The organism is Nakamurella multipartita DSM 44233 (assembly GCF_000024365.1).
Lineage (GTDB): Bacteria > Actinomycetota > Actinomycetes > Mycobacteriales > Nakamurellaceae > Nakamurella > Nakamurella multipartita.
Genome location: NC_013235.1, coordinates 3,231,306 through 3,251,958, shown reverse-complemented (window position 1 = coordinate 3,251,958; position 20,653 = coordinate 3,231,306). Strand labels below are relative to the sequence as shown.

16 protein-coding genes are annotated in these 20,653 nt (G+C 72.6%); 12 read left to right on the top strand and 4 right to left on the bottom strand.

The window, feature by feature from the left end; translation table 11 throughout:
* Positions 1-26: 26 nt before the first annotated feature.
* Positions 27-2,678, top strand: coding sequence for a CHAT domain-containing protein (locus tag NAMU_RS14630; protein ID WP_015748177.1), 2,652 nt, complete (start codon positions 27-29; stop codon positions 2,676-2,678).
* 30 nt (positions 2,679-2,708) lie between these two features.
* Here the strand turns inward: NAMU_RS14630 and NAMU_RS14625 are convergent, their stop codons facing one another.
* Positions 2,709-3,041, bottom strand: a complete 333-nt coding sequence (locus NAMU_RS14625) for a hypothetical protein (protein ID WP_015748176.1) — start codon at positions 3,039-3,041, stop codon at positions 2,709-2,711.
* Positions 3,038-3,619: an FxsA family protein gene (locus tag NAMU_RS27480; RefSeq protein WP_015748175.1), complete on the bottom strand. Its 582-nt coding sequence runs from the start codon at positions 3,617-3,619 to the stop codon at positions 3,038-3,040. Before NAMU_RS27480 ends, NAMU_RS14625 begins: the two co-directional genes overlap by 4 nt.
* 209 nt (positions 3,620-3,828) lie before the next feature.
* On the opposite strand from NAMU_RS27480, the gene NAMU_RS14615 reads away from it, so the two are divergent.
* The 11 genes from NAMU_RS14615 to NAMU_RS14565 all read left to right on the top strand — a co-directional run bounded on the left by NAMU_RS14615 (position 3,829) and on the right by NAMU_RS14565 (position 18,028).
* Positions 3,829-5,289 (top strand): hemolysin family protein, encoded by a 1,461-nt coding sequence (locus NAMU_RS14615; protein WP_015748174.1) that lies wholly within the window; start codon positions 3,829-3,831, stop codon positions 5,287-5,289.
* Positions 5,286-6,416 carry a hemolysin family protein gene (locus NAMU_RS14610; RefSeq protein WP_015748173.1) on the top strand — a complete coding sequence of 377 codons (1,131 nt, stop codon included), beginning with the start codon at positions 5,286-5,288 and terminating at the stop codon, positions 6,414-6,416. Before NAMU_RS14615 ends, NAMU_RS14610 begins: the two co-directional genes overlap by 4 nt.
* Before the next feature lie 10 nt (positions 6,417-6,426).
* A complete protein-coding gene (pafA, locus tag NAMU_RS14605) occupies positions 6,427-7,785 on the top strand; it encodes a Pup--protein ligase (RefSeq protein WP_015748172.1) in 1,359 nt (452 codons plus the stop codon).
* Positions 7,786-8,029: 244 nt separating this feature from the next.
* Positions 8,030-9,124 (top strand): helix-turn-helix transcriptional regulator, encoded by a 1,095-nt coding sequence (locus NAMU_RS14600; RefSeq protein ID WP_015748171.1) that lies wholly within the window; start codon positions 8,030-8,032, stop codon positions 9,122-9,124.
* Entirely contained in the window at positions 9,121-10,101 is a 981-nt protein-coding gene (locus NAMU_RS14595; protein ID WP_015748170.1) for a helix-turn-helix transcriptional regulator, read from the top strand. The genes NAMU_RS14600 and NAMU_RS14595 overlap by 4 nt, the downstream gene beginning before the upstream one ends.
* A gap of 84 nt (positions 10,102-10,185) precedes the next feature.
* Entirely contained in the window at positions 10,186-10,758 is a 573-nt protein-coding gene (locus tag NAMU_RS14590; RefSeq protein ID WP_015748169.1) for a potassium channel family protein, read from the top strand.
* Positions 10,759-10,842: 84 nt separating this feature from the next.
* Positions 10,843-11,886: a twin-arginine translocase subunit TatC gene (tatC, locus tag NAMU_RS14585; RefSeq protein WP_015748168.1), complete on the top strand. Its 1,044-nt coding sequence runs from the start codon at positions 10,843-10,845 to the stop codon at positions 11,884-11,886.
* Positions 11,887-11,987: 101 nt separating this feature from the next.
* Positions 11,988-13,520, top strand: coding sequence for a DUF2252 domain-containing protein (locus tag NAMU_RS14580; RefSeq protein WP_015748167.1), 1,533 nt, complete (start codon positions 11,988-11,990; stop codon positions 13,518-13,520).
* 77 nt (positions 13,521-13,597) lie between these two features.
* The gene (locus tag NAMU_RS14575; RefSeq protein WP_015748166.1) at positions 13,598-14,107 is read left to right on the top strand and encodes a DUF6325 family protein; all 510 of its coding nucleotides are present in this window, start codon (positions 13,598-13,600) and stop codon (positions 14,105-14,107) included.
* A 22-nt stretch (positions 14,108-14,129) separates the two neighbouring features.
* A complete protein-coding gene (locus NAMU_RS14570) occupies positions 14,130-16,952 on the top strand; it encodes a DEAD/DEAH box helicase (RefSeq protein ID WP_015748165.1) in 2,823 nt (940 codons plus the stop codon).
* Positions 16,953-17,023: 71 nt separating this feature from the next.
* Positions 17,024-18,028: a DUF4333 domain-containing protein gene (locus NAMU_RS14565; protein ID WP_015748164.1), complete on the top strand. Its 1,005-nt coding sequence runs from the start codon at positions 17,024-17,026 to the stop codon at positions 18,026-18,028.
* 43 nt (positions 18,029-18,071) lie between these two features.
* On the opposite strand, the gene NAMU_RS14560 is transcribed toward NAMU_RS14565, so the two are convergent.
* On the bottom strand, positions 18,072-19,682 hold the full coding sequence (locus NAMU_RS14560) for a thiamine pyrophosphate-binding protein (protein WP_015748163.1): 1,611 nt from the start codon (positions 19,680-19,682) through the stop codon (positions 18,072-18,074).
* Positions 19,679-20,653, bottom strand: coding sequence for an agmatinase (gene speB / locus NAMU_RS14555; protein ID WP_015748162.1), 975 nt, complete (start codon positions 20,651-20,653; stop codon positions 19,679-19,681). The genes NAMU_RS14560 and speB overlap by 4 nt, the downstream gene beginning before the upstream one ends.

The window sequence follows — 20,653 nt, the reverse complement described above, 5'->3', positions numbered from 1 at the left end:
CCGCGGCACCCGTGGATGCTGGTGGGGTGACGACGAGCGGCTCACCAGCGGCACCGACCGCCGCCGAGCTGTGGGCCCAGGCGCGCGGACACGTCGATCTGGGCCGGCCCGACACCGGCTACCGGCTCGGCGGCCGGGCGTTGGCCCGGCTCGGCCACGAGCGGCTCCCGGCCGACGTCGCCGGGGCGCTGCGGGCCCGCATCCTGATCACCATGGCCGACGCCCAGGTCGAACTGGGCCAGATCGAGCCGGCCACCTCCCTGCTGGACGCCGCGGTCGCGGCCAGCCCGTCGACCCTGCCGGTGGTGCAGGCGTCCCGGGGAGTGCTCCTGGCCCGCACCGGGCGGCTGGCCGCCGCCGGCGAACAGTTCGATGCCGCCGTCGAGGCGTTGGCGCGGGCCGGCGGATCGCGGCACAACCTGATCCGGGCCCGGTTGTGGCGCGGGATGCTGCACCTGGCCGAGGCCCGCCTGGACGCCGCCGAGATCGACTGCCAGGCCGCCGCCGACCTGGGCCGGCAGGCCGGTCTGGACGCAGCCGTCGTCATCGCCACCCACAATCTCGGCCTGGTCAAGTACGTCTCGGGCGATCTGCCCGGCGCGCTGCAGGAGATGACCCGGGCGCAGGAGCTGAGCGCGCAGGTCCGCCCCGGCGTCCGCGCCCTCGATCGGGCCCGGGTCCTGCTCGCGGCCGGGCTGCTGGCCGAGGCCCAGGAGGTCGCCGAGCAGGCCGAACGGCACTTCGCCGCGGAGCGCTCCCGGGTCGAGCTGGCCGACACCCTGCTGGTCACCGCCGAGATCGACCTGCTCGCCGGCGACGCGGACGCCGCCCGGTCGGCGGCCCGCCGGGCCGCGCGAACCTTCGCCGCCGCCCATCACGCGCGAGGGGTGCTCACCGCCCGGGTGATGGAGACCCGGGCGCAGGCGCAGGTCCGGGCCGGCCGGCGACCGCCGTCGCCGCGGCGGGCCCGCGCCGACGCCGAGCTCGCCGACGCGCTGGCTCGCACCCTGCTGGACAACGGCATGGTCGAGGACGCGCGGGCGGTTCGGCTGCTGCAGGCGCAGGCGCTGCTGGAGGTGGGGGACCTGGCCGGGGCCGAGCAGGCCGCCGGCCTGGCCGCCGAACTGGGCCGGGCGACCACCCGGGTGGGACGGTCCCGGTCGCGAGCCCCGCGGCTGCCGCTGATCGCCACCGAACTGCACACCCGGGTGGTCAACGCCCGGGTCGAGTTCGCCCAGGGCAACCGGTCGGCCGGGCTGTTGCACATCCGGCGCGGGCTGGACGAGCTGGCCGCCTATCAGGCCCGGTTCGGCTCCCAGGACCTGCAGTCGGCGTCGGCCGTGCACGGCCTGGAACTGACCCGGCTGGGCCTGCGCACCGCCCTGCAGACCCGGTCGCCGGCCGCGATCCTGCAGTGGCTGGAACGGTCCCGGGCGGCGAGCACCCGGCTGGCCGCCGTCCGCCCGTCCGCCGACGGGGTGCTGGCTCAGGAGCTGTCCCAGCTGCGGGTGGCCACCTTCCGGGCGCGGCAGGCCCAGCTGGCCGGCGAACCCGACCCGGATCTGGAGAACGAGGTCGACCAGCTACGCCGCCGGGTCCGATCCCGGTCGTGGCTGGTCGGCGGCAGCGGCGCGGTCAACCGGCCGCTGACCCTGGCGGCCGTGCAGCGGCGGCTGGCGACGGCCGGTGGCCATCACGGCGGGCCCGGCGGCGTGAGCATCGTCGCGCCGTTCCGGGGCGCCGGCCGCTTCCACGCCCTGGTGATCACCGCCCGCAGCGCCCGGTACCTGCAGCTCGGACCCGATTTCGGGCTGGAGTCCACCCTCAACCGGATCATCGGCGACCTGAACATCCTGGCCGACCACCGCGTGCTGGCCCCATTGCGCCGGGTCGCCCGGACGTCCCTAGAGTCCGGCCTGAACCGGGTGGCGGAGTACATCGCGGCGCCGGTCGAACCGCTGGTCGACGACGGCCCGGTGATCGTGGCCGCGGCCGGGTCGGCCGCCATCGTGCCCTGGGCGTTGCTGCCCGGGCTGTCCGGCCGGGCCATCTCGGTGAGCCCGTCGGTGACTGCCGCAGTGGCCGGCATGGGCCGCACGGCCGAGGAATTCCGGCACGGGGTGCTCGCCGTCGCCGGACCCGAGGTGCCGCACGGGATCCAGGAGGCCCAGGTGGTCTCCGAGGTGTACTCGTCCTGCCCGTCGGACGGGCCCACCGAGCTGCTCGTCGGCGAGGCGGCGACCGGCCGCGCGGTGCTCGACGCCATCCCGCACGGGGGACTGGTGCACATCGCCGCGCACGGCCACCACGAACCGGACAACCCGCTGTTCTCCGGGGTGCTGCTGGCCGACGGCTTGCTCTACGGCTATGACGTCGCGCCCAATCCGGCGCTGCCGTCCCAGGTGGTGCTCTCCAGCTGCGATGTCGGCCGCACCGACGACCGGCCCGGGGGTGAGCCGCTCGGGCTGGTCGCGGCCCTGCTGCGCAGTGGCGTGAGCACGGTGGTGGCCGGCACCAGCCGCATCTCCGACCGGGTCGCCGCCGCCGTGATGACCGCCTACCACCAGCGCCTGTACAAGGGCGAGAGCCCGGCCATCGCGTTGGCCGGGGCGATCAAGACGGCCGCCGAGACCGAGGACGACCCGGCCCCCTTCACCTGCTTCGGGGCCGGGCTGTAGCTCGCGCGGAGCCCGCTCTGCGCCCGCGCCTCAGCTCCAGTCGCGGCCGCGCAGCGCGTCTGCGCCGCCGGTCAGGAAGTCGCGGGCGATAGCGAGTTGCTCCGCGCGATCCAGGTCGCGCAGCACGCCGACCTCGTCACCCTCGTCGCCGACGTTCTCCAGCAGCACCCGGTCCGGCCGGAACTCGAGGTTCCACTCGTGCTCGTCGGTCAGCGAGACGGTGCGGTGCTCCTCGTCCCCGTCGTCGACGGCGATGGTGTCCAGCAGCACGGACAGCTGGGCGAGCGTGGCGTCGTCGTCCCGGGCGTCGTCTTTCTGCTGGGCGCCGTAGCGGTCGGTCAGCCAGATGGTCCGGTCGTTCACTGCGGTCGCCGCACCGGCAGGCGGTCCTGCTGCGTCCCGGTGTCCGCCACGACCGTGCTGTCGACCACGGTGCTGTCGACCACGGTGCTGTCGACCACCGTGCCGTCGACCACGGAGCCGTCGACGACCGTGCTGTTCGCGAATCGAGGATCCACCCGCGGGCCGGCGGGGCCACCGGGCCCGCCCGGCCAGGTGCCGACGGTCAGCCCGCCCAGGTCGACCACCTGCACGGTGGCCGCCCGCCGCTGGGCCCAGGCCGACATCCGGCGCCGGGCCAGCGCGCGGACCGGGGGCAGCAACAGGGACAGCGCGACCAGATCGCTCAAGAAGCCCGGAATCATGAACAACGCGCCGGCGACGACCGTGAGGAACCCGCCGGAGACGGTGCCGTCGGCCACGCCCCGGGACCGGGCCGCCTGGTTGACGGCGGCCATCGCCTCCCGACCGCCGCGGCCGATCAGGGCCAGGCCCAGCACGAAGCCACCCAGCAGCAACAGCAGCGTCCAGCCCACGCCGATCCAGGAACCCACGATCAGCAGGCTGGCGATCTCCAGGAAAACGAACAGCAACACGGTCATGTCAAGGTCAACGCACCAGGCCGTCCAAACGCTCCCGATGCGGTTGTGATTCGTCTGTGCGCCGGCCGGGAACCCGGACCGGCCAGGGTGGGTCGCGCGATCCGTTACCGTCATTCCCATCGGTCGCCGAGCACCCCACCCGTGCCCACGACCCGATTCACCCACCTTGATATCGACCAGCCACGAGTTCCGCCGGGAGCAAGCCCCAGATGATCGCGCAGTGGATCATGGTTGGCGTCGGCCTCGTCCTGATCGCCGGCACCGCGCTCTACGTCGCCGCCGAGTTCAGCCTGGTCACGGCGGACCGGGCGGCCGTGGCCAAGCAGGCCGCGCAGGGCGATCGCGGCGCCCGCTCCCTGATGATCGGGCTGCGCTCGCTGTCCACCCAGCTGTCCGGGGCGCAGATCGGCATCACCATCACCACCCTGGCGTTGGGCTTCGTCATGCAGCCGGCGCTGGCCGACCTGGTCGCGCCGCTACTGGACGCGATCGGCCTCGGCGCGGGCGTCTCGCAGACCGTCGGCGCCCTGTTCGGGCTGGTCGTGGCGACGGTGCTGTCGATGGTGTTCGGCGAGCTGGTGCCCAAGAACATCGCCATCGCCGAACCGCTGGACACGGCCAAGACGGTGATCACCCCCATGCGGGTGTCCACCATGCTGTTCAAGCCGCTGATCATCGTGCTCAACGGCACTGCCAACGCGGTGCTGCGGGCCATCGGGGTGGAACCCCAGGAGGAGCTGCGCTCGGCCCGGTCCGCGGTGGAGCTCGATTCCCTGGTCCGCCGTTCGGCCGCCCAGGGCACCCTGGAACAGCCCACCGCCGGCCTGCTGGCCCGGTCGATCTCGTTCTCCGGCAAGACCGCCGACGACGTGCTCACCCCCCGGGTGCGGGTCCGGTTCGTCAAGGCCACCGACACCGCGAACGCGGTACTCACCGCGGCCGTCGAGACCGGGCATTCCCGGTTCCCGGTGTTCGGGGAGGACTCCGACGACGTCGTCGGGCTGGTGCACCTCAAACGCGCGGTGGCCATCCCGCCCGACGAACGCGCCGGCGTGCGGGTCGAGCAGCTGATGGTGCCGGTGCCGGTGGTCCCGGGGTCGATCCCGCTGGACGACCTGATGGACGAGCTGCGCAGCGGGCTGCAGATGGCGGTGGTGGCCGACGAGTACGGCGGCACGGCCGGGCTGCTCACCCTGGAGGACGTCGTCGAGGAGCTGGTCGGCGAGATCAAGGACGAGCACGACCCGGTGGACAGCCGGGCCGAACGGCGGGCCGACGACACCTGGCTGCTGCCGGGCACCCTGCGGCCGGACGAGATCGTCGACATCACCGGGGTGCGGCTGCCCGAATCCAGCGCCTACGAGACGGTGGCCGGCCTGCTCATCGCCCGGCTGGGCCGGATGCCCAAGGAGTTCGACGCCGTCGAGGTGGACGCGACCATGGATGCCTCCGCCCATCTGGGCGTGCCCGACCGGCAGGTCGTGCACTCCGACGACCGCCGGATCGAGCCGGAGACCGAGGACGACCTGCCGCGGGCGGTGACCGTCCGGCTGACCGTGCACGGGCTGGCCCGGCGCCGGATCGAGGCCGTGCTGCTGTCCGCGGTCAGCCTGAACACCGGCGACGAGGACGAGAACGAGTCCGACGAACGCCGCGGAGACGGCCGATGACCACCGAATGGTTGCTGCTCGGGCTGGTCGTCGTGCTGCTCGCGGCCAGCGCGTTCTTCGTCGCCGCCGAATTCGCCCTGATCGCGGCCCGGCGGACCGTCGTCGAGCCGATGGCGGTGAACAGCGCCCGGGCCCGCTCCACGCTCAAGGCGATGGAGCACGTGTCGCTGATGATGGCCTGCGCGCAGCTGGGCATCACCCTGTGCGGGGTGCTGCTCGGCGCCCTGGGCGAACCGGCCGTGGCCGCGCTGCTGGAACCGGTGTTCCATGCCCTGGGCGTGCCCGAGGCCTGGCTGCACCCGGTCTCCCTGGTGATCGCCCTGCTGCTGGTGGTCTCCGCGCACGTGGCCTTCGGCGAGATGGTGCCCAAGAACATCGCCATCGCCGATCCGGAGCGCACCGCGCTGGCCCTTGCCCCGGCGCTGCGGGCGATCGCCACCGGCATCGGGCCGATCATCCGGACGCTGAACTGGTTCGCCAACTCGGTGGTCAAGCTGACCGGCCGCGAACCCAAGGACGAGGTGGCCTCGGCGTTCACCCGCGAGGAGGTCGCCGAGCTGGTCGCCGAGTCCCGGCGCGAGGGGCTGCTGGACGCCGACGAGCACCAGCTGATCACGTCCGCGCTGGGCTTCGACACCTCGCTGGTCTCCTCGGTGATGGTGCCGGTCACCGAGGTCGAATCGGTGGACGAGCAGGTCACCCCGGCCGAGATCGAGCGGATGTGCGCCCGGACCGGTTTCTCCCGCTTCCCGATCGACCGGGTCGACGACTCGGCCCGGGGCTTCGCCGGGTACCTGCACATCCGCGACGTCGTCGACATCCCGGCCGACCGGCGGGACGAGCCGGTGCCGCCGGAACGCATCCGGGAGCTGCCCGCGGTGGCGCCCGGCACCGACCTGCGGACCGCGCTTGACCGGATGCGGCGCATCGGCGCGCACCTCGCGCAGGTCGTCGCACCCGTGCCCGGGGCCGGCGACGGGCCGGACCTGGTGGCCGACGCCGAGCGTCCGGTCCTGGGCGTGGTGATGCTCGAAGACGTCATCGAGGCCCTGATCGGCGAGGTCCAGGACGCGACCCGCCGCACCCCCGGGCGGTCGGCGCCACCGGGCGAGCGGTCCGAGGCATAAGGTCGGGCGCATGCAGCGTCGGATCATGGGCATCGAGACCGAGTTCGGCATCACCTGTACCTTCCACGGGCAACGCCGGTTGAGCCCGGACGAGGTGGCCAGATACCTGTTCCGGCGGGTGGTGTCGTGGGGCCGCTCGTCCAACGTGTTCCTGCGCAACGGCTCACGGCTGTACCTGGACGTGGGCTCGCACCCGGAGTACGCGACCGCCGAATGCGACGAGCTGCCGGTGCTGATCGCGCACGACAAGGCCGGCGAACGGATCCTGCAGGACCTGGTCGTCGACGCCGAGACCCGGCTGGCCGAAGAGGGCATCGGCGGGGACATCTACCTGTTCAAGAACAACACCGACTCGGCCGGCAACTCCTACGGCTGCCACGAGAACTTCCTGATCGCCCGGGGCGGCGAGTTCGCCAAGATCGCCGACGGGCTCATCCCGTTCCTGGTCACCCGGCAGCTGATCGCCGGCGCCGGCAAGGTGCTGCAGTCGCCGCGCGGTGCCTCGTACTGCCTGTCCCAGCGGGCCGACCACATCTGGGAGGGCGTCTCCTCGGCGACCACCCGGTCCCGGCCCATCATCAATACCCGCGACGAGCCGCACGCCGACGCCGAGCGGTACCGGCGGCTGCACGTGATCGTGGGCGACTCCAACATGAGCGAGACGACCACCCTGCTGAAGGTCGGCACCGCCGCGCTGGTGCTGGAGATGATCGAGTCCGGCGTGCCGATGCGCGACTTCACCTTCGAGAACCCCATCCGGGCCATCCGGGAGATCTCCCACGACACCACCGGCCGCAAGGCCGTCCGGCTGGCCGGCGGCGGCGACATCAGCGCCCTGGACGCGCAGACCGAGTACTACGAGAAGGCGGCCGCGTTCGTCGCCAACCGGGGCACCGACCCGGTCACCCACCAGGTGCTGGACCTGTGGCGGCGCACCCTGGAGGCGGTGCAGACCCAGGACTTCACCAAGGTCGACACCGAGATCGACTGGATCATCAAGAAGAAGCTGATCGATGCCTACGCGGCCAAGCACGGCCTGGACCTGACCCATCCCCGGATCGCCCAGCTCGACCTGACCTATCACGACGTGCGCCCCGGCCGGGGCCTGCACTCCCTGCTGGCCGCCCGCGGCCGGGCCGCGCGGGTCGTCACCGACGGGCAGATCACGACCGCGATGACGGTGCCGCCGCAGACCACCCGCGCCCGGCTGCGGGGCGAGTTCGTCGCCGCCGCCCAGGACGCCGGCCGCGACTACACCGTCGACTGGGTCCACCTCAAGCTCAACGACCAGGCCCAGCGGACGGTCCTGCTCAAGGACCCGTTCCGGTCCACCGACGACCGCGTCACCAAGCTGATCGAGGCCATGTAGCCGTCCCCCACCCGCCCGCGCGGATCATCTACGCCTGCGCGGCCCAAACCCCACCGAATGTGACTGGTGGGACCGGAGTCGACGACTTGCGCCGCGCAGGTGTGCACACCCCCCGCGGTGGATACCTGCGCGGATGAAGTCGTACCGAATGTGACTGGTGTGACGGCAGTCAACGAGTTGAGCCGCGCCGGCGTAGATGATCCGCGCGGGCGGGTGGGGGTGGGCGTGTGACAGGCTTGTCGGCGTGGTGACGGTGAAGGCGGCGAAGGCGGAGCGCCTGCTCAACCTGGTGATCGCCCTCCTCAACGCACCCAGCTTCCGGACGGCGGCCTGGATCCGGCAGAAGGTGGCCGGCTACGGTGACGCGCCGACCGAGGAAGCGTTCCTGCGCACCTTCGAACGGGACAAGAAGGAGCTGCGCGAGCTGGGCATCCCGCTGCAGACGCCGCCCAACGGCGCCGACGGGTACCGGATTCCCCGCAGCGAGTTCGCGTTGCCGCCGCTGTCCTTCACCCCGGCCGAGACCGCCGCCCTGGCCCTGGCCGGCCGGCTGTGGGAGACGACCGCGCTGGGGGCTGCCGGGTCCGGGGCGCTGCGCAAGATCCGGGACGCCGACGCGGGCGACGGCTCGGTCGAGACCGGGACCGACGCATCGTCCGAGGATCCGGGCGAGGGCGGCCCGGACGGCGCCGTGCAGACCCTGCTGCAACCGCGGGTGCGCACCTCCGACCCCTCCTTCGAGCCCATGCTGGCCGCGGTCCGGGCCCAGCGCGCGGTCGAGTTCGACTACCGCAAGGACCCGGGCGGCCCGGCCGAACCGCGCCGGCTGCAGCCGTGGGGCCTGGTCTCCTTCCGCGGCCGCTGGTACGTGATCGGGCACGACGAGATCCGCGGTGAGCGACGCACGTTCCGGCTGTCCCGGATCGCCGGCGAGCTGCGGCCGGTCCGGCGGGGGCCGGCGGTCCGGCCACCGGCCGGGCTGGACCTGCTCGCCGCGGTCGCCGCGACCGTCCGCCGGCCGGTCGCCGACCGGCAGGCCGTGCTGCGGGTGCGGGCCGGCGTCGCGGCCGGTTTGCGGCGCACCGCCGTGACGGTCACGCCGATCGACCAGGCGCCGGGCTGGGATCGGGTCCAGGTGCCGCTGGGGCCGCTGTGGGACACCGCCCGGCTCCTCGCCGGGCACGGACCGGACGTCGTGGTCGAGAGCCCGGCCGATCTCGTCGAGGCGACCGTCACCCTGCTGACCGGCAGCCTGCGGGCGATGCGGGCGCGCACCGGGCAGGCCCCGGGCCCGACGCCGGACGAGGCGCCGCTGTTCGACGAGCGGGACAGCGAATGAGCGCCGGCACCGCCAACGAGAACGCCCAGGACCGGCTGGCCCGGATGCTGTCACTGGTGCCCTACATCTCCCGCCGGCCCGGGGTGAGCATCGCCGAGCTGGCCCGCGAGTTCGCGGTCAGCCGCGCGCAGATCAGCGCCGACCTGGACCTGCTGATGGTCTGCGGGCTGCCCGGCTACTACCCCGACGACCTGATCGACGTCGTCCTGGACGACGACGGCGGCACAGTCTCCATCACCTTCGACGCCGGCATCGAGCGGCCGGTCCGGCTCACCGCCGACGAGGCCCAGGCCCTGCTGGTGGCGCTGCGGGCGCTGGCCGAGACCCCCGGCCTGGTGGAGACCGACGCCGTCGACTCGGCGCTGGCCAAGCTCGAGCAGCTGGACCGGCAGGCGGCCGAATCGACCGGCGCCGTCCGGGTGGTGGCGGCCGACCCGGCCCCGCAGCTGGGCACCGTGCGCGACGCCCTGGACCGGTCCCGGCGGTTGTGGATGCGGTACTACACCGCCTCCCGGGACACCGTCACCGAACGCACCGTCGACCCGTTGCGCATCCTGGTCACCGACGGGCACGCCTACCTGGAGGCCTACTGCCACCTGGCCCGGGCCATCCGGCACTTCCGCATCGACCGGATCGAGGCGGCCCAGGTGCTGGACGAACCGGCCCAGGGCAGCCTGTGGGTCGACTCGCAGGTGCCCGACCGGATCTTCCACCCCGACCCGGCCGTGCCGCCGGTCGAGCTGGTCCTGACCGGAGGAGCGCGTTGGGTGGCCGAGTACTACCCGGTCGAGACGGTCACCCCGTTGCCGGCGTCGCAGGCCGGCGTCCGGGTCACCCTGCACGCCGGCAACGACGACTGGCTGACCCGGCTGGTCCTCTCGCTCGGTGGGGACGCGGTGGTGACCAACCGGCCCGAGGTGACCGAGCTGGTCGCCCGGCGGGCCGAACAGGCCCTGGCCGCCTACCAGAGCGACTGAGACCAGGGCGGCCGGACGGCGACACCCGTGATCGCCCGGTCCGGATGTTGTCCCGGGCCGGCGCCGCCGGGCAGCGTGACCGGTATGCGCACGCCTGCCCGCTATGAGGACCTCACCCCCCGGCAGCGGAAGCGGATCGCGATCATGCTGATCGCCCGTTCCCTGCTGTGGGCGATCGTCCTGGTCGCCGCGTACTTCCTGCTGCCGCTCAAGGAACCCGCCGGCACCGGTCTGATCGTGCTGGTCGTCGGGGTCCTGGCCCTGGCCCTGGTGCTGGCCTGGCAGATCCGGGCCATCGTCGGCTCGCCGTTTCCCCGGTTGCGGGCGTTCGAGACGTTGACGATCGGGGTGCCGTTGCTGCTGATCATCTTCGCCACCGGCTACTTCCTGATCTCGCAGGGCGATCCGAGCACCTTCTCCCAGCCGCTGGACCGGGTCGGCGCGCTGTACTTCACCATCACCGTGTTCTCCACCGTCGGCTTCGGCGACATCACCCCGGTCGGCAACCTGCCCCGGATCCTGGTCAGCCTGCAGATGCTGCTGAACCTGGCGGTGTTCGGCCTGGTCGCCAAACTGATCTTCGGTGCGGTGGAGATGAACCTGCGCCGACGGGCCCCGGCCGCCGCGCCGAGCGATCCGGAGTCCACCGCTCCGTAAGATCGAGGCGACCAGCACATCCACGGACCCCGATGGGCGGACCCGACGACGGGCCGCCCGGATGATCCGGGCAAGGAGCGATGCGTGCGCGTGTTCGGACGGACGGTGCCCAGTCTTCGGCTGCGCCGGGGCCGACCGCCGAAGTCGCCCGACGGCACCATGCCGCTGATGTCGCACCTGCACGAGCTGCGCCGCCGGCTGTTCGTGGCCACCCTGGGCATCCTGCTGGGCACCGTCGTCGGCTTCATCTGGTTCGGGCACGGCATCCCGGCCATCGGGCTGCCCAGCCTGTCGGAGATCCTGACCGGGCCCTACTGCGCCGTCCCGTCCACCGAGCGGTACGACTTCGGCAGCGCCGACCAGTGCAAGCTGCTGGCCACCGGTCCATTCTCGGCGTTGGAGCTGCAGCTCAAGTCGGCGCTGATCGCCGGGGTGGTGCTCTCGGTACCGATCTGGCTCTACCAGCTGTGGGCGTTCGTCACCCCGGCCCTGTACAGCAAGGAACGCAAGTACGCGATCATCTTCGTCAGCGCCGGCGCGGTCCTGTTCGTCGCCGGCGCCGTGCTGGCCTACGTGGTGATCCGCGAGGGCCTGACCGTGCTGCTGAGCTTCGGTGGCGAGGCCACCATCACCGCGTTGACCCCGGACAGCTACTTCTCATTCCTGATCGCCATGCTGATCATCTTCGGCGTGTCCTTCGAGCTGCCGCTGCTGCTGATCATGCTCAACCGCATCGGCGTGGTCTCCGGGGCCAAGCTGGCCGCCTGGCGCCGGTACGCGCTGTTCGGGCTGACCGTGTTCGCCGGGCTCGTCGTGCCGGGCAACGACCCGATCACCATGCTGGCGCTGGCCGTCTCGCTGGCCCTGCTCTATGAGCTGTCCGTGCAGGTGGCCAAGGTGCACGACCGCCGGGCTCGGCGCCAGGAGGAGCGGCGCGAGCTGTCCGACGACGAGGCCACCCCGCTGTCCGACTTGCCGGTCGGCGTCGCCGCGAACCCGGCTGCCGCCACCGACACTGTGGTCGCGCCGGTGCCCGCGCCCGCCCCGGTGCCGGCTCCGCAGCCGATGCCCGGGCGAGCGGCTCCCACAGCCCGCCGGCCCTACGACGACCTCGGCGACGTGACCTGACCTTTTCCACTCGTTTGGGATGATGCCGGCCCTGTCGGATCGGCGGTGTGATGGGCTTCACTATCCGTTGGCGCCCGTGATTCGACCGTCAGGAGTTCTCCGTGGCCACCCCCAAGATCCTCACCCATCTGTCCGTCGCCGATCGGCAGGCCAAGGGCGCCGACGCCCGGATCGCGACTCCGTTGGAGAAGCACCTGGGGTGGACGCCGGTCGCCGACCGGTTCGATCCGGTCGCGTTGCTGGAGGAACAGAACAAGACCCGTGAACCCGACCTGGTGCCGGTGCGGCACGGTCGGATGGCGGTCTCCCCATTCACCTTCTACCGGGGCGCGGCCAAGATCATGGCCGCCGACCTGGCCGACACCCCCACCGCCGGCCTGAACTCCCAGCTCTGCGGGGACGCCCACCTGTCCAACTTCGGCGGGTACGCCTCGCCCGAGCGGCGATTGATGTTCGACCTCAACGACTTCGACGAGACCCTGCCCGGCCCGGTCGAGTACGACGTCAAGCGGCTGACCGCCAGCTTCGTGATCGCCGGCCGCAACAACGGATTCACCCCCGAACAGAGCGCGGCGGCGGCCATGACGGCGGCCAACCGGTACCGCACGGCGATGGCCGAGTTCGCCACCATGGGCACGATGGAGCTCTGGTACACCCACCTGTCCGAGGACACCCTCAAGACGGCGCTGAGCCAACTGGCCGACGCGGCCAAGGCGGCCGAGAGTGCGGCCAAGGGCAAGGCCGCGGCGAAGGGATCGGGCAAGGGAAAGGGTTCGGCCAAGAGCAAGGGCAAGGTCGACAAGGCGGCCGTCGCGGCCGACGACGACCTGGCTCGGGTGGCCCGGCGGGCGCAGAAGAACCTGGACAAGGCCCGCACCCGGGACTCGCTGCAGGCCCTGTCCAAGCTCGGTGAGCTGGTCGACGGGACCTACCGGATCAAGAGCCAGCCGCCGATCGTGGTGCCCATGCGCGAGCTGGACGCCATCGACGGGCTCAACGCCGACAACGTCGTCGAGGTTCTGCGCAACCAGTTCCGGGACTACCGGGCCACGCTGGAGGCCGACCGCCGGCACGTCCTGGAGCGGTTCAGCTTCGTCGACATGGCCCGCAAGGTGGTCGGCGTCGGCAGCGTGGGCACCCGCGCGTTCATCGTGCTGCTCGAGGGCCGGGACGAGCAGGATCCGTTGTTCCTGCAGGTCAAAGAGGCGACCAGGTCCGTGCTGGAGGATCACCTGCCGGCCAGCCGGTACACCAACCCGGGGGAGCGAGTGGTGCGCGGCCAGCGCATGATGCAGGCGGCCAGCGACATCTTCCTGGGCTGGACCAAGGGGATCCAGGCCGACCGGTACTACTACTGGCGGCAGCTGCGGGACATGAAGACCTCGGCCGACGTGGAACTGATGAACCCGAACGCGCTGAACTTCTACGCCGGGCTGTGCGGGTGGACCCTGGCTCGCGCGCACGCCCGGTCCGGCGATGTGGTCGCCCTGGCCTCTTACCTGGGCGAGAGTGACACGTTCGAGAAGGCGATCACCGATTTCGCGGTGCGCTACGCCGACCAGAACGAGCAGGACTACCAGGCCTTCACCGCCGCCATCGACTCCGGCCGGCTGCCGGTGCTGCGTGGCCTGTAGGGGCCGTGTGACACTGCTGTCCGCATGCCCCGTGACCGCGCACCGGCGGTCACCGAACTGAAGTCGAAAGGCACGTCATGACCGAACCCATCGACGAACTCGGCCCGGTCGATTACCTGGTGGTCGAGTTCCCCGGCAGCCAGTTCAACGGCGAGATCCTGCCCGAGCTGCTGGCGCTGGTCCGGCACGGCGTCGTGCGGATCCTGGACCTGGCCGTGATCCGCAAGAGCGAGGACGGCTCGTTCGAGGCGTTCGAGTTCGCCGAGCTGTCCGACGGGCCGCTGGCCGAGCTGCGGGAGATCGAGCGGGACCTGGCCGACCTGCTCACCGACGACGACGTGGCGGCCACCGCCGCGGCGCTCGAGCCGGGCAGCACCGCGGCCCTGCTGGTGTACGAGAACCTCTGGGCGGCCCCGCTGGCCGCGGCGGTCCGGCGCTCGGGTGGGCAGCTGGTGGCCAGCGGCCGGATCCCGGTCCAGCAGCTGCTGGCTTCCCTGGAAGCCGAGCTGGAGGCCGAACTGGAGGCCGAGCTCGAAGCGGACGCCGGCGAGCTGGACGACGAGGTCGAGGCCGACGCCAAGTCCTGACGGCCTGTGACACCCTGGACGGGTGACCCAGGACAGTCGAACACCGCACGAGGACGGGTCACCGGCGGATCGGTACGCCCGCGCCCAGGTGGCGCAGGCGGCCCGCCGCCAGTACCCGAAGCTGGCCGAGTTCGTGCTGACCCGGCCGTTCGCGCTCGATCCCTTCCAGGTACAGGGGTGCCAGGCGCTGGAGGACGGCCGGGGCGTGCTGGTGTGCGCGCCGACCGGTGCCGGCAAGACGGTCGTCGGTGAGTTCGCGGTGCACCTGGCGCTGGCCTCGGGCGGCAAGTGCTTCTACACGACCCCGATCAAGGCGCTGTCCAACCAGAAGTTCGTCGATCTGATCGCCCAGTACGGACCGGACCGGGTGGGCCTGCTGACCGGCGACACCTCGGTCAATTCCCATGCGCCGGTGGTGGTGATGACCACCGAAGTGCTGCGCAACATGCTCTACGCCGGATCCCCGGACCTGGCCGAGCTCACCCACGTGGTGCTCGACGAGGTGCACTACCTGGCCGACAAGTTCCGCGGGCCGGTGTGGGAGGAGGTCATCCTGCACCTGGCCGCCGACGTGGCCGTCGTCGGCCTGTCGGCCACGGTATCCAACGCCGAGGAGTTCGGCGCCTGGTTGGCCGAGGTGCGCGGCGAGCTGGCCGTCGTCGTCGACGAGGTGCGGCCGGTTCCGCTGTGGCCGCACATGATGGTCGGGCGACGGCTGTTCGACCTGTTCAGCGTGCGCGACCAGGAGGCCGGCCCGTCCGACCCGCCCGGCTCGGGGCAGCTGCGGATCGACCCGGCCCTGACCCGGGCCATCCACGACGCCGAGGCGCTGGCCGACCGTTTCGGCGGCGGCGGGTCACGGGTGGGCCGCCGGGGGGAGCGGGGACGGCCGCCGGGCGGCCCGCGCTGGCGTCCGCCGAACCGGGTCGACGTCATCGAGCGGCTGGACATGGCCGGGCTGCTGCCGGCCATCACCTTCATCTTCTCCCGGGCCGGGTGCGACGCCGCGGTCGCCCAGTGCGTCCGCTCCGGGCTGCGGCTGACCACCGAGCACGAGCGGGACGAGATCCGGCAGATCGTCGACCGGCGCACAGTGGAGCTGCTGGACGCCGACCTCGGGGTGCTGGGCTACTGGGAGTGGCGCGAGGGCCTGGAACGAGGGGTGGCCGCGCACCACGCCGGCCTGCTGCCGGTGTTCAAGGAAACCGTCGAGGAGTTGTTCGTCGCCGGCCTGGTCAAGGCCGTCTTCGCCACCGAGACGCTGGCCCTGGGCATCAACATGCCGGCCCGCACGGTAGTGCTGGAGAAGCTGGGCAAGTTCAACGGGGAGAGCCACGCGGATCTGACCGCCGGGGAATACACGCAGCTGACCGGCCGGGCCGGCCGCCGGGGCATCGACGTCGAAGGCCACGCGGTGGTGCTGTGGTCGCCGGGAATGGACCCGCGGGTGGTGGGCGGGCTGGCCTCGCGGCGCACCTACCCGCTGCGCTCCTCGTTCCGGCCCAGCTACAACATGGCGGTCAACCTGGTCGACCGGCTCGGCCGGCAGGCGGCCCGGGCACTGATCGAGCAATCCTTCGCCCAGTACCAGGCCAACGGCGCGGTGGTCGGCATGGCCCGTCAGGTCTCCCGCAACACCGAGGCCATCGCCGCGCATCAGCGAACCATGCAGTGCCATCTGGGCGACACCGCCGAATACCTGGGCCTGCTGACCGAGCTGGCCGATGCGGAACGGGAGATCGCCCGGGCCGGGGCCGCCCGCCGGCGCGACGCCACCGCCCAGGACCTGGCCGAACTGCGGCGCGGCGACGTGATCGAGGTGCCGACCGGGCGGCGGTCCGGCCTGGCCGTCGTGCTCGATCCCGGGGTCGATCCGGACGGTTCGGCCCGGCCCCTGGTGGTCACCGCCGGCCGCTGGGCCGGCCGGCTGTCCGCCGCCGACTTCCGCGGCCGGGTGCCCGCCTTGGGCCGGGTCAAGCTGGGCAAGTTCACCGACCACCGTTCACCCAAGGTCCGGCGGGACCTGTCCTCGGCGATCGCCTCCTCCGGTATCCGCGCGCCCGGCCGGGACCGGCGGGCGGCCCGCGGGCACGACGCCGCCTCGGCCGACGAGATGGACCTGACCGTGCTGCGCAAGGCGATCCGGGCGCATCCGGTGCACGGCTGCAGCGACCGCGAGGAGCACCTGCAGTGGGCCCGCCGGTGGCGCCGGCTGATCGCCGAGAACGAGGCCCTGGCCGCCAAGGTTGCGGCGGCGACCGGATCCCTGGGTCAGGCGCTGGACCGGATCGTGCGCCTGCTGACCGACGAGGGGTACCTGGACGGCGACGCGCTGACCGACGACGGCCGGATGCTGGCCCGGATCTGGTGCGAGAGCGACCTGGTGGTGGCCGAGTGCCTGCGCCGCGGCACCTGGACCGGCGCGTCCCCGCCGGCGCTGGCCGCGGCGGTGTCCTGCCTGATCTTCGAATCGCGCCGCGACAACCCGGGCATGAGCCGGATCGCCGTCGGCGAGATCGGCGACCTGGTGTCGGCGACCGTGGACGTGTGGGCCCGGATCGCCGGTGCGGAGCGGGAGATCGGCCTGCCGGCGACCCGCGACGTCGACCCCGGGTTTGCCGCCGCGGTCGCCGCCTGGTGCCGGGGGGCGTCGCTGGCCGAGACCCTGACGGTGGCGGTCAGTGGCGGAACCGACATCTCCGCCGGGGATTTCGTGCGCTGGTGCCGGCAGGTGGTCGATCTGCTCGACCAGATCGCGGGCGTCGCGCCGGCGCCGGTGGCCGCGATCGCCCGGTCGGCGGTCGGATCTTTGCGGCGCGGCGTGGTATCCCTCGGCGCCGCCTGAGCCTCATCGTGGTTGGATCATCACCACACGCCGGGCTTGCGTGATCGAGCGGCGTCATCGAGGAGGAAGCGATGAGTACCCCCCAGGGCGGTCAATCGGGCAATCAGCCGGGCAATCAGTCGGGCAATCAGTCCGGCGGCGGCCAGGACGGTTCTTCGTGGTCGGGGCAGCAGCCCGCATCCGACCAGCCCGCCGACGCGGACGCCACCACCGTCTACCGGCCCGGTGACTACGGGGTCGGCGGGTCATCGGGCGGCTCCGGTTCGTCCGGCGCCAGCACCCCACCGTCGGGCGGTTCCGCTGACCCGGGCGCCGGATCCCCGTACTCGTCGGGATCATCGGGCCCGTCGACCGGTCCGTCGTACGCGCAGCCGACCAGCGTGCAGCCCGGGTACGGCCAGCAGGCCCCCTACGGCGGTCAGTCCGGCTACGACCAGGGTTCCTACGGTCAGCCCGGCGGCCAGCAGGGGTACTACCAGCAGCCCGGCTACGGCCAGTCGGACCCGAACGCCGGTCAGGGCTACTACCAGCAGCCCGGCTACGGCCAGTCGGACCCGAACGCCGGTCAGGGCTACTACCAGCAGCCCGGCTACGGCCAGTCCGATCCGAACGCCGGTCAGGGTTACGGCCAGTCCTACGGCCAGCAGCCCGGTTACGGCCAGCCACCCGGCTACGCCCAGCAGCCCGGGTACGGCGGCTACACGGGCACCCCTTCCGGCGGCTTCCCCGCCACCGAGGCGCCCAAAAAGTCCAACCAGGGCCTGATCATCGCGATCATCGTGGTGGTCGTGATCGCCGCGCTGGCCGCCGTCGCCCTGTTCCTGTGGCCGGGATTCTTGAACAAGAAGGTCTTCGACGAGAAGCAGGTCGCGCAGGGCGTCACCAGCGTGCTGACCGGCAACCCGCCCTCGGGCTACGGGCTGACCGGCGTCACCGACGTGACCTGCCCGTCGGGCCAGCCGGTGCAGGCCGGGACCAGCTTCCAGTGCGACCTCAAGGTCGACGGGAAGTCCACCAAGGTCACCGTCAACGTGCAGGACAACAACGGCCTGTACCAGGTGAACCCGCCCAGCTGATCCTCGTCCGGCACCGCCGCCGATCCGGCCGGCCCGCTGTCGATCAGCAGGCCAGCCGGATCAGCGTCGGCCGGTCGGCGGTCAGCGCCGCGCGGACCAGGTCGGTGACCGCGGCGGCGTCCGCCGCCTCGACCCCGTACGCGCCGCAGGCCCGGGCCAGCGCAGGCAGGTCCGGGGTGCACAGGTCGACGCCGATCGGGGCGATGCCCCGCCGGGCCTGCTGGTCCTTGATCTCGGCGTACCCGCCGTTGTCCACCACCACGATGGCAATGGGCAGCCGCTGCTCGACGGCGGTGACGATCTCCTGCACCGAGAACATCAGCGCGCCGTCGCCCAGCAGTACCGCCACCGCCCGGTCCGGGTCGGCCAGCTGCGCGCCGATCGCCGCCGGCAGGCCGTAACCCAGGGTGGCGAAGCCGGCCATGTACAGAAATTCACCCGGGGCGGCCGCGTCGAAGAAGTGGGCCGCGCCGAAGTAGGTGACCTGCGAGGAGTCGCCGACCAGGGTCGAGCCGGCCGGCAGGGCCCGCCGGACGGCCTGCACGACCGGCTGCCAGGGGGCGCCGCCGTCGGTGACGGCCTCGGCCCGGCACTGCTCGCGCAGTTCGGCCGCCGCGGTCCGGTCCGCGGCCGGAAGATCCCGGCCCGGAAGCTCGGCCCGCAACTGGCGCAGGGTGGCCGCCGCGTCGCCCAGCAGGTGCCGCTCGCCGGTCCGGTTCTTGTCCAGCTGACCCGGGTCGATGTCCAGCCGGATCACCGTCGCCGTGTCGACCCGGCCCTCCCACAGCTCCGAGTCGCCCAGCTCGCTGCCCACCACCAGCGCGACATCGGCGGCGGCCAGGTACTTCTGGGCCGCCCGGAGCCGGATCGACGCGCCAATGGCCAACGGATGGTCCTCGGGCAGCACGCCCTTGCCGTTGGTCGTGGTGATCACCGGGGCGCCCAGTTCTTCGGCCAGCCCGCGGATCTCGGTGGCCGCGCCGCGGGCGCCGCCGCCGGCGACGATGACCGGGCGGGCCGCGCCGGCCAGCACGGTGGCGGCGGCGCTGATCGCCGTCGGCTCCGGGACGGCCGGGGCCGAGGGCGCGGCGACCACCGGGTCACCGGTCCACGGCTGCTCCAACACGTCCAGCGGAATTTCCACGTGCACCGGCCGGGGCCGGCCGCCGGCGAAGAACGCGAACGCATCGGTCACCGCCGCGGCCGCCTGGGCCGGCGAGGCGACCCGGCGGCTCCAGGCGACGATCTCGTTCAGCGCCCCGGAGGAGTTCTTCGTCTCGTGCAGCTGCCCGGCGTCGCCGCCGTCGGTGCCGGTCGGCAGGCCGGGCGAGATGATCAGTAGGGGGCGGGATTCGGCCCACGCGGTGCCGGCCGCCGCGGCCACGTTGAACAGGGCCGGCCCGCTGGTGGTAACGACGACGCCGGGCCGGCCGGACACCTGGTGGTAGCCGTCGGCGGCGTACCCGGCGCCCTGCTCGTGCCGGGTGGTGATGCAGCGGATGCCGGCCGCCGGCAGGTGCCGGAACAGCTCCAGGTTGTGGGTGCCCGGGATGCCGAACACAGTGTCCACGCCGTGCGCGGCCAGCGATTCGATGACGGCGGCGCCGCCGTTGCGGTGACTGCGCACCCGGTGCGGTGTGCTGCGCTGCGTCATGCCGCGATCCGGTTCTTGGCCAGCACGGCCAGCAGCTCGTAGGCCACGTGCGCGGCGGCGATGCCGGTGATCTCGGCGTGGTCGTAGGCCGGCGCGACCTCGACGATGTCGGCGCCGACCACGTTCAGGCCGGTCAGCCCGCGCAGTGTGTGCAGCAGCTCGCGGCTGGTCAGCCCACCCGCCTCCGGGGTGCCGGTGCCCGGGGCGTGGGCCGGGTCGAGCACGTCGATGTCGATCGAGACGTAGACCGGGCCGTCACCGAGCCGTCGCCGCATTCGGTCGACCGCCCCGGCCACACCGTCGGTCTCGTAGTCGTCGGCGCGGACGATCTGGAAGCCCAGCGCGGCATCGTCCTCCAGATCGGTGGCCGCGTACAGCGGTCCCCGGATGCCCATGTGCTGGCAGCGTTCCAGGTCCAGCAGGCCTTCCTCGGACGCCCGGCGGAACGGGGTGCCGTGGGTGTATGGCGCGCCGAAGTAGGTGTCCCAGGTGTCCAGGTGGGCGTCGAAGTGCAGCACCGCGATCGGCCCGTGATCCCGGTACAGCGAGCGCAGGATCGGCAGCGCGATGGTGTGGTCGCCGCCCAGGGTGAGCAGTGAGGCCCCGTCGGCGCGGACCGCGGTCACCGCGTCGTCGATCTGCTGCACCGCCTCGGTCAGGTCGAACGGATTGACCGCGACGTCCCCGGCGTCGGCGACCTGCTGGACGCCGAAGGGGTGCACGTCCTGACCGGGGTGGTACGGGCGCAGCAACTTGCTGGACTGCCGGATGTGGCCGGGGCCGAACCGGGCGCCGGGGCGGTAGCTCACCCCGGTGTCGAACGGGACGCCCAGGATGGCGACGTCGGCGCGGGAGACCTCGTCCAGGCGGGGGAGCCGGGCGAAGGTCGCCGGGCCGGCGTACCGGGGGACCCGGGTGGCGTCGACCGGGCCGACCATGCCCGAGGCGGAGACGGTGTGCGGGTGGTTCAT

Coding starts and splice junctions, on each gene's coding strand:
- NAMU_RS27480 (WP_015748175.1), bottom strand. CDS start 3,619: ATGACCGTGTTGCTGTTCGTTTTCCTGGAGATCGCCAGCCTGCTGATC.
- NAMU_RS14615 (WP_015748174.1), top strand. CDS start 3,829: ATGATCGCGCAGTGGATCATGGTTGGCGTCGGCCTCGTCCTGATCGCC.
- NAMU_RS14610 (WP_015748173.1), top strand. CDS start 5,286: ATGACCACCGAATGGTTGCTGCTCGGGCTGGTCGTCGTGCTGCTCGCG.
- pafA (WP_015748172.1), top strand. CDS start 6,427: ATGCAGCGTCGGATCATGGGCATCGAGACCGAGTTCGGCATCACCTGT.
- NAMU_RS14595 (WP_015748170.1), top strand. CDS start 9,121: ATGAGCGCCGGCACCGCCAACGAGAACGCCCAGGACCGGCTGGCCCGG.
- NAMU_RS14590 (WP_015748169.1), top strand. CDS start 10,186: ATGCGCACGCCTGCCCGCTATGAGGACCTCACCCCCCGGCAGCGGAAG.
- NAMU_RS14575 (WP_015748166.1), top strand. CDS start 13,598: ATGACCGAACCCATCGACGAACTCGGCCCGGTCGATTACCTGGTGGTC.
- NAMU_RS14565 (WP_015748164.1), top strand. CDS start 17,024: ATGAGTACCCCCCAGGGCGGTCAATCGGGCAATCAGCCGGGCAATCAG.
- NAMU_RS14560 (WP_015748163.1), bottom strand. CDS start 19,682: ATGACGCAGCGCAGCACACCGCACCGGGTGCGCAGTCACCGCAACGGC.
- speB (WP_015748162.1), bottom strand. CDS start 20,653: ATGAACCACCCGCACACCGTCTCCGCCTCGGGCATGGTCGGCCCGGTC.